A 14,161-nucleotide genomic window follows, 5' to 3' on the forward strand; every position below is an offset into this window, starting at 1 on the left:
ATGAAGGTGTTCGGGGTGTTCCATGCGTTCCACCCGTTCCGGTGGAACACTTTCAACAAAAAAAAGCAGGTGTCTCGTCCTGAAAAAAGTTTATTGATTAATCCTGTATTTAGTTTACAGCAGCCCGATCATTCTAAATGGATATCGCCCGCAACCAAACCCGGGGAAAATATTATTCTTTTAAAAACTTGGCCTGTCCTAATGAATATCCATTGGCATTTTTCAATTCAACAATATATAAACCCGGTTTAAACTGCGATACGTTTTCACTCCAACAGGTACTGGCCGCTGTTTTTTGGATCATTACGGCACCCGTAGCATCGTAAATTTTAAGATCATATGATGAGGTAGCTGCAGCGTTTGTTTGGTTGTAGGTTACATTCACATTCAATGTTTCGGCAGTAGGGTTGGGGTAAAGGCTAAACATGTTTTGCGAGCCTGCATTATCATAATTAACAGATACCAGATCTGAGTAAGTGATATTTCCAAAAAGGTCTACCTGTTTTAACCGATAGGTATTATTGCCCGTTAAGGGTGTTTTATCGGTATATTTATAAATGGTACCACCGTTACTTTGTGTTTGATAAACGGGAGAATAGGAGGTGCCATCTGCACCCAATTTTTGAAGTATGAAGGCGTAATTATTGCCTTCATTTAAAGTTCGCCAGGTAACCAACGCCCCATCATTGGCTTTTTGGGCCGTAAATGTAACTAACAGATATTTAGAGGTGGATGTTTGCTGTATAGATAACTCAAACCGGTTGGCTCCAAATGTGGCGGTATCGGTTGTTAAAATATTAAAGGCGTAAGTTTTGTAAAGGCTCATATCTAATGAGTCGGCCTTTAAGTGATCTACCAGGTAAAGCCTGTACCTGGTGGTGTCCAGGTCTTTCAGGTCGGCAAGGGCAAGGCTGTATAAACCGCTGGTAGTAGCTTTAACAAATAGTTTTACTTTTTTATTTGCGGCTGTATAATCTCCCATTTGGTTAAGGGATATTTTAACGCCATCGGCACTATAGCTTGATAAATAAACCTTGGGCGAAGCACCGGGGATATCCATGGCGTCCTCGGTGTTGCTGTAATTGTCAGATCCGTTTTTGCTAAAATAAATGCCACACTGGGCATTGGTAACACTATCTTTTGTGATTTGCAGATGTAAACCTGTGTTAACCGGTTGCGGTATTACTGCGCTTTGATTAAGGGTTACCATTTCATTTTTAGTGCTCATGAGCAAGGCCGGTGTAGTTGATTTGGTAATGGCCGGGTAGCTCACTTTTTGATCTTCCTTAAATGTTAGTGTTTGTGATGTGCCGGTAGCATCTACTATAAAGCCTTGTCCGCTAACAATGTATGCGCTGGCCCTTGTATTTGAAGTGTGGCCGTTTGATGCATCGTAGGATATATAGGTTGTTCCGGCGGCATCCAATTCCCAAAAAATCGGGCTTATGGCATTGTTCATTGAATTATAATTTTCGGCATACACCTTATCAAGACTAATGGTACTGGCATACGGGTTACCTACCTGGTTATAACCTGGTAAAAGCGATCCGGTGCCGGTATGGTAGGGGATTGATGTGCTGCCGGTATTCCAGAATATTACCGGTACATTGCCCTGGTTTAAATAACCTACGGCGGTTACTTTTGTGCTATCTGGCACCCGACTTGAGGCTACCGTACTGCTGCTGTTATCGCCAATAAAGTAAAACAGGAAGCTGTTACCCACAGGGATACTAACCCCTGTTGTTTGAACAGCAGGTTTACCAGATGTGGTAGTTACTGTTGAACCGGTAATACCATAAATTCCAACGTTTTTACCCGATACGAAGGAGGTGTTATCGGTGGTACGGCTTTCGTCATACAAGTAAAGCGTAGGATTTGGATTTGTTACAAAAAATCCGGATCCTGGTCCGCCGGTTAAAGCCCCCCTGTACGTAGTGGTGCCAATGGTTTGTGTTGTACTCAGATATGCTAAACTTAAATTGCCGCCACCAGTAGTGCTTGAACTGATATTAACCGGCGAACTCATTAGGCGGTAGCCTCTGTAGCCGCTTCCTCCTGTTATAAAACGTTGCACATTTACATTGCCGGTAATACTACATCCGGTTGGCATTTGCGCCACTGTGGCTGTACTGCTGGCATCTGATTTTAAAGTAAGTAAACCGTTGGCGTTTAATGTGGTTGTTGATGCGGTGGCCATGGTTAAAGTACCATGGCTCGATACCAAAAAATTACCCAGACTGATAAGTTTGGTGCCGCTTGCCTGGAAGTTTACATTTTTGAACACCACACCATTGCCAGAGTCGGAACTGGTATCAGATAAATTTTGAGCTGTGCCTTGAAATATTACGGTGGGATTGTTGCTTACCACATCAACCTTACCGCCCGATGAGGCCCAATCGCCGGCAATGGTCAAATTGCTTGATTGAATGTTTTTTTGCCCCGTACCGGTGAACTTTAAATTTTGATATACCGATGGCGATGTATCTAAATAAGTATTGGTTGATAGATCGGTATAAACGATTTGTGAACCACTGCTGTTATATTCTACCGTGCAAGTACCGCTGCCGGCATAAAAGTCAATAGAACCTACCAGGCTTGTGGTACCGATAGGCGTACCTCCCGATAATCGTAAATTGGCACTGCTGCCTGTACCTGGTTCAATGTAAAAAGTTGGGGTACCGGCAACTGCTGACCCTAAACCAGAGAATGTACTTTGTGTTAGTATTTTGCCACCAATAGTAGTGGTACCACCCTGCAATGAAAACGAGCCATTTATTTTGCCTAATGTAAGCGTCAATATAATATTAACTCCAATAACAGTTGAGTTTACAGTTACATCACCCGCAATGCTAAAGTTGGTAATGGTTGATATCATTTTTAAGTTACTGGTTAGGTTAAGAATGGATGAAAATGTGGTGTTATCTGCAATTTGTAAAAAACCGTTACAAATAAGTGAGCCTGTACCGGCTATGGTGGTTGTATATGTAAGAAGTAGTGAGGATGATTGAATAATGTTGCCACTAACGGTTAGCTTTCCATTAACGGTCAATAAAAGCGAGTTTAACGGAACTAAAGCACCAAAAGTAATGGATTTGCAAGGTAAATTATCGGAGGATGCAACTGTTGGCGGATTAGTGAATGATAAAATTAAGCCAATATTTACGTCGTCTGTTGACGCGGGTACTCCCGAAGGCGACCAATTACCCGGTGTATTCCAATTTGATACCGCGCCGACGGTTCCGCCCACCCAGTTTTTTGTGCCCGCGACAGCTAAAGTTGTTTGTAAAACAAGCAGTAATAGTGGCATGCCCACATACACTATTAACTTTTTCATAACACAGCAGTTGAGTAGTATTTTATTCCTATTGGTTGTTGGAATAATACATGAATCTACTTGTTATTACGTGTATTTTATAATTGCTGCTGCTTTTTTGGAGATAATGAACAAACTGAACAATGGTGTGTATTTTATATAATTATACATATATTATCATATAAAATATTGACACAATTTACGGTGCTTAAACAACCCTGCCCTGGTATAATTGTAGTACCTTATCAACGCTATCGGGTATTTCATGCTGATAGTGTGTAACGTAAATAAGGGTTACATTGCTGAGGCTGCAAAGGGTGTCAACCAGGTTTTTAAAATGCAGTTGCTGGTGGTCGTCCATCCCCTGGCAAGGTTCATCAAAAATAAGGAGAGATGGGTTTTTAATTAAAGCACGGGCCAATAGGCATAAACGTTGGGCGCTTGCCGGTATATTTTTTAGTAATGTGCGGGCATATTGATCAATTTCAAGGGTTTTCATCCAGCGCAGGGCTGTGGCAGCATACTGCTTATTACTTGGCCTGAATAGCCCTAAGGTATCATAATAGCCAGATTCTATTACTTGCAGGCAGCTGTTATCGGTAGGGAAATATTGATGCAGTTCGGGCGATACAAAGCCTATTTTCTTTTTAATGTCCCAAATACTTTCGCCGGTGCCACGTTTTTTGTCAAATAAAACAATGTTGTTGGCGTAAGCCTGCGGGTTATCGCCATTAATTAAACTCAACAGGGTTGATTTGCCGGCACCATTTGGCCCTAATAGAGCCCAGTGGTCGCCGGTTTTAATTTCCCAGTCTACGTCATCTAAAATCACTTTGCTGCCGTATTGTATATGTACCTTATCCATTTTTACAATATAGTTGTAGTTGGCAGTGGGGTTATCAATATTAAGCAAGGCACCAAGCTCGGCGGTGTCTACCTGGTCTTGGGTGACAGTGTTGAATAATTCAGGATTAAAATCGACCCTGGTGTTTTCCTGTATAATAGCGCCTTCTTGTAAAACAGCTACATGTGTAATGGCATCGGGGATTTCATGTACAGATGTAGCTATGATTAAGCTAATTCCAGATGCCACTATTTGATTAATGATTCCATTAAACTCCTGTCTTGTTTTAACATCGAGGCCTGTTAGCGGATTGTCTAATAATAGTAGCGCCGGATTTTTAAGCAGCGCGGCGGCCAGCATCAAGCGTTTGGTTTCGCCATTTGAAAGCTTGATCAATTGCTTATCACGCAGGTAATGCAGGTTGAGTAGGGTGAGCACTTTATCAGAATCCCACTGCCTTTCGTTTTCTGAAACTGTATTTACGGATGCCAGGTAATGATCAACAGTTAGGGCATCTTCAGAATCAGATGAGTTATAACGTTGCTGGTAGTAAAAATCCGTTGTGTTTGATAAATTTCTGAAATGATGGCGTGGTTCAACAAGTGCGATTAGTTTTGTTTTGGCGCTAATCCCATTAGTGGGAGATAGATTGCTTAAAAGATGTTCATCGAAATGATAATTGATCTCGCCGCCGGTAATATTGAAACGACCGGCTATGGTTTGTAGCAGGGCGCTTTTGCCAGATCCACTTGGGCCTATGAGTGCCCAATGTTGGCCTTTGTTGATTCGAAAAGTTAGATTTTTGAACAAGGTATTGTTCAAAAATCTAACGGTAGCATTGTTTATAGAAAAATAGGCTGTAGTCATGGCTTGTTCTGTAGAGGCAAAAATAGACATCTACACGAAAAAGCATTTGTATCAAGTATTATTTTACCATAAAAATTCTTTTGTTTTTTAATTATGCAGTCTTCTTTAAAGACTGATTCGGAGTTATTTGTGCATTGCTTTTATTTAGCCTGTTCCAGCCATCAATATTAACAAAAGTGTCTTTTATAAAGTTGTTGCATTGTTTGTTAAGGCATTTTACCATCCAGTATTTTTTCACCTGTTCAACCTGGGGCCGGGTTCCACATTTGATGCAATTTTCGCATTCAATGTTTGGTTGTATTTCAATAGTCATAATATTATGTAGTTATAAATAGAATTTTCAAAATTAATAAAATGTTGTAACATACTAAAACGTTTAACAAAAACATGCATAGTAAGTATGTTTTTATGTATATAGCAAGCTTTAAAATATAACAGCATCAGGTGTTTTAGGTGTATAATAAACCATGAACAAGCATCGGTAGCAATTGTTTTTAAGCGAATCAAAAAAATATTAAAGGTTTGATTAATTAAATATCGCTAAAAGCCTCCGTGTTATTTGCTGGTATGACTGGTGAAAATTTATTTAGTTTAATGGAGTGTATAACTTCTTGTACACTTTTTTGTAATGGATGCAATAAAGGGCTTTTTTTTGAGCAAAAATGCCAGATTTAAATGAGGCCTGGTTATTGTATTGTCAATTATTAGGAAATTAAGCTAATCAGATTTCCTTAACAATTCTATCTACCAAAAAACATCATTATGAAAAACGTACACTTATTTTTGATCGGGATGATCATGTTAACCCTGGGTAGCTGCTCTGTAATAGGCGGAATATTTAAAGCCGGCGCTGTTGTTGGGATTATAGCGGTTATAGTTGTGATACTGATTGTTGTTTGGCTGATTTCTTTATTTAGAAAATAATGTATTTTTACTATTGAGATAATTTTTAATTTTTAGATTAAACAATTCAATCTTTGATGAGTTGTATTTATAATAAAACATTATTTACCATGGAAAATACACAAGCAACAACAGAAGTATTAAATGATCTGATACAGATCAACAACGACAGGATTCAAGGTTATAACCGTGCGCTAAAAGATCTTAAAGACGGCGAAACTGATTTGAAATCGCTTTTCCTTACAAATATCGACGCCAGTAACCGGTATAAAAATGAGCTCGGGCGCGAAGTTGAAGTATTAGGTAAAGATATTGATACCAGCACTACAACCAGTGGCAAAATTCACCGTGCGTGGCTTGATGTAAAAGCCGCCTTTACAGCTCATGGCACCCACGATATTTTAGAAGAATGTGAGTTTGGCGAAGATGCTATCCTAAAAGCATATCGTACCGCGCTAAGCGAAGAATATGTTCCCGGCTTTCTGCGCGATTTGATCACTGAGCAGCAAGATGAGATCCTGGATGCTCATGATGAGATCAAAGCTTTACGCGATAGCGTTCAATAAATAATAGTATCGGGTAGTTAGTATCAAGTATCAAGACAGAAGGAACGAGTCCGGGCGGTTACCGTAAGGACTCGTTTGTATTATAGGGCTGTTGATCGCCTGCAATGAAAATCTTGATACTAACTACTTGATACTTGCTACTAAAATATAGCTACTTGATATTAACCTCATTTATCTGCCAGCTGTTCCTTTCAGACCAATCTCCGCCTTTATAGGTCATTTTGATGTTCCATGTTGATTTTATGGTTTTGCCTCCCGCGTCAATTGATTTTACGGTTGATTGAATTTGATAACTATCTGTAGCGCTATCAACAATGGGGGTGAAGGTGTTATCGGGGAAACTTGCTGTGGATGGTTGTTCCAGGTGTTCGCGAACAATGATTTTTGCAGTTTCAAAAGCCTCTTTTGTTGTTGGTTTGCGGTTGATGTGTACAGCGCTGTTTTTGCTAATGCCCAAAATTATAATGATTACGGTAATAAAAAAGGCAATGCCATAAAGTGTTGCGGTTTTAATATGCGGACGCCGGTGCCAGTTTATGTTTTTACGGTCTTCGGCAGATAAATCTTTCCAGTCGGAATATTTCATGTATATGCGATTTACCCAGTTAAAACAATGAAGGCTTAAATTGTTTGGAGGAGAGTTAAAAGCAAAAAAAACGCCTCCGAAACCGGAAGCGTTTTTTAGCAATCTAAAAAAAGTAAGATTACATTTTTTTAGCTGTGTCTTTTTTAGCTGAATCAACTTTAGCAGAATCTTTCATTGCGCCCATTTTAGCAGCAGTATCCATTTTAGCTGAGTCCATTTTAGCTGAATCTTTTTTAGCTGAATCTGCAGATGAAGAAGAAGCTGCGCCTTTACAAGCTGCAAATGAAGTAGCGATAGCTAAGGCAACTAAGCCTAATTTGAATGAATTTTTCATGTTTAATTTTTTAATAAGTGATTTAATAGTTTTTCTGTTGTTAATACGCTAAAACGAAAAAGGTAACCCTTAATTTTACAAAAAAATTAAAGATTACCTTTTAAAGGTAAAAAAAACTAAAAAATCAATGAAAAGGGATTAAAGATTATACTCATAATGCCCTTTTCAAAGTATGCTTTAGAAATTATTTCTTAGCTGCTGTGTCTTTTTTTACAGAGTCAACTTTAGCTGCACCAGCTTTAGCAGTTGAATCTGTAGCTACTGTAGAGTCTTTCTTAACTGAATCAACTTTAGCTGAATCTTTTTTAGCTGAATCTGCAGATGAAGAAGAAGCTGCACCTTTACAAGCTGCAAATGAAGTAGCGATAGCTAAAGCTACTAAGCCTAATTTAAATGAATTTTTCATTTTGTGAGTTTTAATTGTTAATGTTTTTGATCGTTTCGGCTATTAATACCGTTATTGATAAAAGGTAACCCACTTTTTTTAAAAAAATTATGAATTACCTTTAAAATTGTGAAAATATTATAAAAAATAACATGCTTTTTAAGCATAACCTCTTTTATAGTATTATTCACCAATTATTTCTTTACTGAGTCTTTTTTTACGCTATCAGTTTTAGCTGAATCTTTTTTTACGGTTGAATCAACTTTAACAGTAGAGTCAACTTTAACAGAATCAACTTTAGTTGAGTCGCCACCATCTTTTTTTGCAGAACCACCGCAAGCAGAGAAAGAAACAGCAATAATTAAAGCAACAAAACCGGTTTTAAATAAATTTTTCATTTTTTGAGTTTTAAAGTGTTAATGTTTTTTGAGCGTTTTCAATTTTTAATACCGCATTTAAAAAAAGGTAACCCCATTATTTTAATAAAAAAATAAATTCTATAGATTTAGTGGGATTTATAGCAAGATCGGGAATGTTTTGCTGTCGTTTTTTTTTATCGCAGATTTGCGGTTATAATTATATTAACCCCGGGTTACCTTAATTGCGTTTACAGTATTAATTTAGCAGCATGGATAAAGAAGTGATAGAAATAAAAGGCAATAGTATGCAATGGGTTGTTAAAATCGCTTCGTAAATGCAAATGATTGGCTTGATTGCCGACTTTTAACCCTTGATTCTAATTTTTTTCACAACGATGGGTTACAATTTCGTATAAACAGTATTAAGAGTGAATAAAGATATAAAAGCTTCGGCGCCAACAGATAGTGAGATAGTTCTTGGAATACTGAATAATTCAGAAATAGTATTAAAAAGATTATACACCACCTATTTCCCGATGATATTACAATTAATTATCAATAACAACGGGAACGAAGACGATGCCAAGGATATATACCAGGAAGCAATTATTGTTCTTTACAACAAGGTAAAATCGGGCGAATTTGAGTTAAGCAGTAAGCTTAAAACATACATTTATTCGGTTTGCCGCAGGCTTTGGCTTAAAAGATTGAGCCAGATGAACAGGTACGGGGGGGATATCAGGGATTTTGAAGAATACCTGCCTGTTGATGATGAGGTTGAAACACATAATGACCGGGATATACAGTTTAATAAGATGGAGGCCGCACTTCAGCTATTAGGCGAACCCTGTAAAACCATTATGGAAGATTTTTATATACACAACAGATCGATGCAGGAGATTTGTGAGCGTTTTGGCTATACCAATGCGGATAATGCTAAAACACAAAAGTATAAATGCCTGCAAAGGCTGAAGAAATTATTTTTTCAGCAGAAATAAAGGAGAGTACAGAGATGAGCGAGAATCAACTTTTAGAATCAATTGAACGTTACTTTAACGGCGAAATGACCGCCGAAGAACGTACCCAGTTTGAATTGCTGCGTAAAAAAGATGCCAATGTTGATAGCAAGGTAGTTGAGCATAAATTGTTTATTGGTCTAATAAAACAATATGGCGAGCGCATAGAGCTTGAAAAACGGCTTGATGCTATCCATAACGAAATTGATGTGCACTCGCTTAAAGAGGAGCTCCTGATAAAACCCAACTGGATAGTGAACATGTGGAGGCATCACCACTCAAAGATATCTGTTGCCGCTTCAATTGCGATATTTGCTGCGTTAACTACTTTGTTTTTTACAGGTAAGTTGAGTAACCATGATTCTACCTTTGTTGAATTGGTTCAAAAGGTTGATCGTTTATCTACTCAAACACATCAGCTGGATCTTAAGACAAATACCTTAGCTAAGCAGGGTGTTACTAAATCAAATAAAATTGAAAATCCGGGCAACTTTAGAGGTACAGGGTTTGCGTTATCATCAAACGGATATATAGCAACTAACTACCATGTTGTAAAAGATGCCGATTCCATCTATGTTCAAAATGCCGTTGGCGAATCATTTCATGCCAAGGTTATTTATACCGAGCCTGGATATGATTTAGCTATTTTGCAGATAAACGACCCCACATTTAAAGACTTAGGTAATGTACCTTATAACTTTAAAAGATCGGTTAGTGATCTTGGCGAAAACGTTTACACATTTGGTTTTCCAGGTGGCGAAGAAGTTTTTGGCCCGGGTGCCTTAACTGCCGAAACCGGTTATCGTGGTGATACTTTAAATTACCAGGTATCAATTCCGGTTGATCATGGTAATAGTGGCGGGCCGCTGTTAGATGATAAAGGGAACCTGATAGGCGTTATCCGTGGTTTACAAACCCAGGTGGCTGGTGCTGCGTTTGCTGTAAAATCTGCCTATTTATTAAAGACCATACAAAACATTCCGTCAGACTCATTAACAAAATCATTGACCCTAAGCACCAAAAATACATTGGCAGGTTTAAGCCGTACACAACAGCTTAAAAAGCTAAAAAACTATGTATTTATGGTTAAGGTGTATTAATAAAGCCCAATTCCAATAAAAATTAATAATTAAAAAGAGATACCGCAGGGTGTCTCTTTTTTTTGGGACAAGGATTTTTGGACAAAGGAGCAATGATTTTTGACGAAGGGCTTTCGCAACTAAAAAATTACGGATTTATAGATCCAGGTACATTAGGCACCTGTATTGAGCAACAACAGGCACCAATATTTGGAAGCGCTTAAATTGCGCGATATATCAGTTTGTGTTAACCTTGTAAAAATGTAAAATATTGATTATTAGGTATTTATAAAATATATATCTGAAATGTGTTAAGTTATGTTAACCCAATTAGAGGCGTTTGTCCCGTTGTAAATCCTGCTAATCCTTTAATTCTGTAAATTCCGGTTCAGACAGCTTACCTATCAACCTCGCCCAGCACAAAATCTATCGAGCCAACTATCGCAATTAAATCGGCAATGAGTACCCCTTTTGAAAGTTCGGGGAGTACGGATAAGTTGTTGAAGCTTGGCCCGCGGGATTTTACACGTGTGGGGATTTCTGATTTTCCGTCGCACACAAAATAGAAGCCCAATTCGCCTTTGGCACCTTCGCAACGTACGTAGTAGTCCTGTGCCTTAGGGATGGTTTTACGGGGCATTTTGGCGCGTGGGTCAAAATCGGGCGTACGTTTCAATTCTTTTTGCAGGCGATCAAGACATTGCTCTACAATTCTTAACGACTGCTCTATTTCATCAACCCTAACTTTATACCGGTCCCAGCAATCGCCAACTTTGCCCATAAGGCCCGTACCTACCGGAATTTCAAAATCAAGTTCGGGATAAGCCGAGTAGTTATCAATACGGCGCAAATCCCATTTTAAACCGGATGCCCGCAACATAGGGCCGCTGCAGCCATAGTTTATGGCCACATCAAGCGGCAATACGCCAATATTGGCCGTGCGGGATATGAATACCTGGTTATCGGTTAATAGTTGATTAAGCTCAACCATTTTGGGCTTAAAGTATTCTACAAAATCGCGGCAGCGTTCTTCAAAACCAACCGGCAGATCATAAAACAAACCACCAACCCAAATATAATTATACAGCATGCGCGAGCCAGAGGCCCACTCCAGCATGCCCATAATGTGTTCACGATCTCTAAAGCACCATAAAAAGGGGGTGAAAGCACCAATATCGATACCATAAGTACCTATGGCTATAAGGTGCGATGCGATGCGGTTAAGCTCGCAAACCAGTACACGGATGTACTCTATCCGTTTGGGGATATCTTTATCAATGCCCATCATCCGTTCAACGCCCATTACAAAGGCATGGCTGTTATTCATAGACGCCAGGTAATCAAGTCTATCGGTAAAGGGGATGGTTTGCTGGTAGGTTAGTGATTCGGCATGTTTTTCAAAACAGCGGTGCAGGTAGCCAATGTGGGGGATAACTTCTTTAACTATTTCGCCATCGGTTATTAGCTCCAGGCGTAAAACACCATGGGTGGAGGGGTGTTGCGGCCCCATATTAAGCACCATATCCTCTACGCTGGCATCAGCAATTTTTTTATTGTAATTAATTAATGCCTCTTCGTATTTAGAATTAGTGATCACCATAGATAAAATGCCGGTAAATATAAAACCCGACCTACAAGATCGGGTTTCAAAAATCAGTTTTTTTTCTGTTAATCCGGCTAAATCCAAGAAAATTAATGCTGATTAGGCATATTTTTTACCTGTTAATGTTTCACTCAGTTTTGAGCTTTGGGTAGCTAACCAGGCATAGCTATACATGGCAACCGCTTTTAATTTGCTTTGACGGCTTTTAAACGTCCACACATCCTGCATAAATTCCTTATGGTTTTTTTTGTTCAGGGTATCAAAAGCCACCGAAATGGTTGGTGTTAACGAGTAAGCCGTATGCCATGTACCGAAAGGGATGAACAAGGTTTCGCCGGGACCTACCACAAAGTTGATTGGGGTAGCATCTTTAAACAAAGGGTGTTTTTCGTAATCGGGCTCAAAAACGTTCACTTCCGAGCGCCATGGATCATCGGGACGCGGGTATAACAAATGTTCTTGTCCGCGCGGAAAAACGGTGAAGCGTTTTTCGCCATAAAGCTGGGTGATCCAGGCGTTAAGGTGATAATAATCGATATGCATGTACGGAAACCTGCCGCCCGGGCCGCCAATAAACATTTCGGTGGCGCCGCCCCATTTACCAACGCTGAACATTTTATTTTTGAGCCAGTTTGGAGATGCGTAGTTTAAATCCAGCGGATCTAACAGGGGCATAAGCTCTGGTATGGTTGCGGGGATATCAAAAATAATGGGGTATACTGCCGGTTTTTCTTCGGTGCTGGCCTCTACCATATCCATAGCTTCTTTTATGGTTAGGGTTTTGCCACGTACATCGGTTTTACGGTCGGGGTAGTTTTCGCGGAACCAATCGGGCGTAAACAGGCCATTTGCTTTCCAAACTTTGGCTGCATTAGTAAAAACCAGCGGAATGCCAGGTTTGTAATGCTCTTCCATAAATTCTTCGTAGGTGATGTTATCTCTCCTGATGATGTCCATGTTTAGGAAATTAGGTTTTGTACAATCTTAAGTAAAATATTTAAGTAATTGAACGGGATTTAAGCGATATTTTATTACCACTAATACGATGTTTTTACGGGATAAAGGAATTAATGTTATGGAATCTTATGCGAGTTTGGTGATGCTGTCGCATTGCCCGGTATAATAAAAATACTTTTCGAGCACCAGTAAGGAGATCAGATCTTCTTGTTGCTTATTCAAAAACTGCTTTACATGCGCATTGGCATTTTTGATGATTGCCTGCGCTTTATCGGGGTTATTGATGTAATGCCGAAGTTTTTCTTCCAGATCGGTAAAATCATCCTTGATTTGAATATAATGATGATTGGCAATCAATCGCCCCTCCATAAACCAGGTTTCGTATTTGGGTTTGGGCATTACGGCGATTGAGTTTGACGACATGATCCATTTTAAATTGGTGGCCACATCGTTACCCTCTAAGCTCAGGATAAATTTATAATCAAGGTGATCAATAATATTGATCTTTGGCTTTAACCAGTCGGGGTTGCCTCCGTGTTTGTTAACCTGTCCTAAATCGCAAAGCGCGTTGTTAAAATACATGTCCATAAACCTGATGCGGTGTGGCTGGCTCATCACACCTCGACCAATAAGCAAATCCTTTTTTGCCGCAAATTCTTTATGTTCGTTTACAAAAAGGAAATGCCTTTTCTTGTCCAGCTTCAATAATATGGCGTTTTGGTTATCATCACTTATCGGTCGACTTTTTTGAATAGTAGGTTTAGGTTCTATATGGATAATATCGCCCAAAAGAAAATTTAACTTCAGGTTGCTTTTAAAATAGCGCCAGTATTCAAATAGATCAAAATTATAGGCCTTGGGGCTATTGAAAACTTTTAACTCTTTTATGGCAAAAGCATCATCATTAATAGCCGAAACGGTTTGCAGTTTGTTGTAATAATTTACCCTATCAAGTATTGCTGCCTTATCATAATTCCTGATTGTTTTAAGCTTGCTGTTCAGTAGTTTTTGATATAGAAAGATAGGTACAGCCTGTCTGAAGATGTTTAAACCGTAGTAGGGGATCTTATTTTTTTTTACGGCGATATATAAATTCCTAAAACCCATGTGCTGATCTGTGCAGCAAAGCTACAAATTTCTTTACTTCGCGTCATTGGTCATTTCGCTGCACTGTCATTTGCTTCGCGTCATTAGGTCATTTTGCATCTCAAAATAGTTCGAAATAATTAAAACAATAACATGCACAAGCAATTCTGACTAATGACTAATGACTAATGACTAATGACTAATGACTAATGACTAATGACTAATGACTAATGACTAATGACTAATGACTAATGACTAATGAC

The 14,161-nt window shown here is 39.0% G+C and carries 13 protein-coding genes; 4 read left to right on the plus strand and 9 right to left on the minus strand.

Annotated elements, in window-relative coordinates; translation table 11 throughout:
* Positions 1–172: 172 nt before the first annotated feature.
* Complete coding sequence (locus tag FHS10_RS25320) at positions 173–3,334, minus strand: T9SS type A sorting domain-containing protein (protein WP_259096547.1); 3,162 nt, start codon at positions 3,332–3,334, stop codon at positions 173–175.
* A gap of 187 nt (positions 3,335–3,521) precedes the next feature.
* On the minus strand, positions 3,522–5,024 hold the full coding sequence (locus FHS10_RS25325) for an ATP-binding cassette domain-containing protein (protein ID WP_259096549.1): 1,503 nt from the start codon (positions 5,022–5,024) through the stop codon (positions 3,522–3,524).
* A 762-nt stretch (positions 5,025–5,786) separates the two neighbouring features.
* Here FHS10_RS25325 and FHS10_RS25330 point away from each other — a divergent pair.
* Positions 5,787–5,948, plus strand: coding sequence for a hypothetical protein (locus tag FHS10_RS25330; protein WP_259096551.1), 162 nt, complete (start codon positions 5,787–5,789; stop codon positions 5,946–5,948).
* An 89-nt stretch (positions 5,949–6,037) separates the two neighbouring features.
* Positions 6,038–6,493, plus strand: a complete 456-nt coding sequence (locus FHS10_RS25335) for a PA2169 family four-helix-bundle protein (RefSeq protein ID WP_259096553.1) — start codon at positions 6,038–6,040, stop codon at positions 6,491–6,493.
* A 151-nt stretch (positions 6,494–6,644) separates the two neighbouring features.
* On the opposite strand, the gene FHS10_RS25340 is transcribed toward FHS10_RS25335, so the two are convergent.
* The 4 genes from FHS10_RS25340 to FHS10_RS25355 form a co-directional block, all read right to left on the minus strand.
* Complete coding sequence (locus tag FHS10_RS25340) at positions 6,645–7,079, minus strand: hypothetical protein (protein ID WP_259096554.1); 435 nt, start codon at positions 7,077–7,079, stop codon at positions 6,645–6,647.
* Positions 7,080–7,197: 118 nt separating this feature from the next.
* Complete coding sequence (locus FHS10_RS25345) at positions 7,198–7,413, minus strand: hypothetical protein (protein ID WP_259096555.1); 216 nt, start codon at positions 7,411–7,413, stop codon at positions 7,198–7,200.
* 184 nt (positions 7,414–7,597) lie between these two features.
* Positions 7,598–7,819 (minus strand): hypothetical protein, encoded by a 222-nt coding sequence (locus FHS10_RS25350; RefSeq protein WP_259096557.1) that lies wholly within the window; start codon positions 7,817–7,819, stop codon positions 7,598–7,600.
* A 173-nt stretch (positions 7,820–7,992) separates the two neighbouring features.
* On the minus strand, positions 7,993–8,196 hold the full coding sequence (locus FHS10_RS25355) for a hypothetical protein (RefSeq protein ID WP_259096559.1): 204 nt from the start codon (positions 8,194–8,196) through the stop codon (positions 7,993–7,995).
* A gap of 389 nt (positions 8,197–8,585) precedes the next feature.
* On the opposite strand from FHS10_RS25355, the gene FHS10_RS25360 reads away from it, so the two are divergent.
* Together FHS10_RS25360 and FHS10_RS25365 are read left to right on the plus strand one after the other, a co-directional pair.
* A complete protein-coding gene (locus tag FHS10_RS25360) occupies positions 8,586–9,155 on the plus strand; it encodes an RNA polymerase sigma factor (RefSeq protein WP_259096561.1) in 570 nt (189 codons plus the stop codon).
* A gap of 14 nt (positions 9,156–9,169) precedes the next feature.
* Positions 9,170–10,273, plus strand: a complete 1,104-nt coding sequence (locus FHS10_RS25365; RefSeq protein WP_259096563.1) for a S1 family peptidase — start codon at positions 9,170–9,172, stop codon at positions 10,271–10,273.
* 376 nt (positions 10,274–10,649) lie between these two features.
* Here the strand turns inward: FHS10_RS25365 and FHS10_RS25370 are convergent, their stop codons facing one another.
* From FHS10_RS25370 to FHS10_RS25380, 3 genes are all read right to left on the minus strand, one after another.
* Positions 10,650–11,852, minus strand: a complete 1,203-nt coding sequence (locus tag FHS10_RS25370; RefSeq protein ID WP_310504202.1) for an NADH-quinone oxidoreductase subunit D — start codon at positions 11,850–11,852, stop codon at positions 10,650–10,652.
* A 102-nt stretch (positions 11,853–11,954) separates the two neighbouring features.
* Positions 11,955–12,812 carry a cupin-like domain-containing protein gene (locus FHS10_RS25375; RefSeq protein ID WP_259096565.1) on the minus strand — a complete coding sequence of 286 codons (858 nt, stop codon included), beginning with the start codon at positions 12,810–12,812 and terminating at the stop codon, positions 11,955–11,957.
* Between the two features lie 126 nt (positions 12,813–12,938).
* Complete coding sequence (locus FHS10_RS25380) at positions 12,939–13,919, minus strand: glycosyl transferase family 90 (protein WP_259096566.1); 981 nt, start codon at positions 13,917–13,919, stop codon at positions 12,939–12,941.
* Positions 13,920–14,161 lie beyond the last annotated feature (242 nt).

Origin of the sequence: Mucilaginibacter dorajii (assembly GCF_024808255.1) — a bacterium.
In the GTDB taxonomy this organism is placed as follows: Bacteria; Bacteroidota; Bacteroidia; order Sphingobacteriales; family Sphingobacteriaceae; genus Mucilaginibacter; species Mucilaginibacter dorajii.

Bases quoted from the DNA above. Each gene is read 5' to 3' on its own strand.
- FHS10_RS25320 (WP_259096547.1), bottom strand. From the start codon at position 3,334: ATGAAAAAGTTAATAGTGTATGTGGGCATGCCACTATTACTGCTTGTT.
- FHS10_RS25325 (WP_259096549.1), bottom strand. From the start codon at position 5,024: ATGACTACAGCCTATTTTTCTATAAACAATGCTACCGTTAGATTTTTG.
- FHS10_RS25330 (WP_259096551.1), top strand. From the start codon at position 5,787: ATGAAAAACGTACACTTATTTTTGATCGGGATGATCATGTTAACCCTG.
- FHS10_RS25335 (WP_259096553.1), top strand. From the start codon at position 6,038: ATGGAAAATACACAAGCAACAACAGAAGTATTAAATGATCTGATACAG.
- FHS10_RS25340 (WP_259096554.1), bottom strand. From the start codon at position 7,079: ATGAAATATTCCGACTGGAAAGATTTATCTGCCGAAGACCGTAAAAAC.
- FHS10_RS25345 (WP_259096555.1), bottom strand. From the start codon at position 7,413: ATGAAAAATTCATTCAAATTAGGCTTAGTTGCCTTAGCTATCGCTACT.
- FHS10_RS25350 (WP_259096557.1), bottom strand. From the start codon at position 7,819: ATGAAAAATTCATTTAAATTAGGCTTAGTAGCTTTAGCTATCGCTACT.
- FHS10_RS25355 (WP_259096559.1), bottom strand. From the start codon at position 8,196: ATGAAAAATTTATTTAAAACCGGTTTTGTTGCTTTAATTATTGCTGTT.
- FHS10_RS25365 (WP_259096563.1), top strand. From the start codon at position 9,170: ATGAGCGAGAATCAACTTTTAGAATCAATTGAACGTTACTTTAACGGC.
- FHS10_RS25370 (WP_310504202.1), bottom strand. From the start codon at position 11,852: ATGGTGATCACTAATTCTAAATACGAAGAGGCATTAATTAATTACAAT.
- FHS10_RS25375 (WP_259096565.1), bottom strand. From the start codon at position 12,812: ATGGACATCATCAGGAGAGATAACATCACCTACGAAGAATTTATGGAA.
- FHS10_RS25380 (WP_259096566.1), bottom strand. From the start codon at position 13,919: ATGGGTTTTAGGAATTTATATATCGCCGTAAAAAAAAATAAGATCCCC.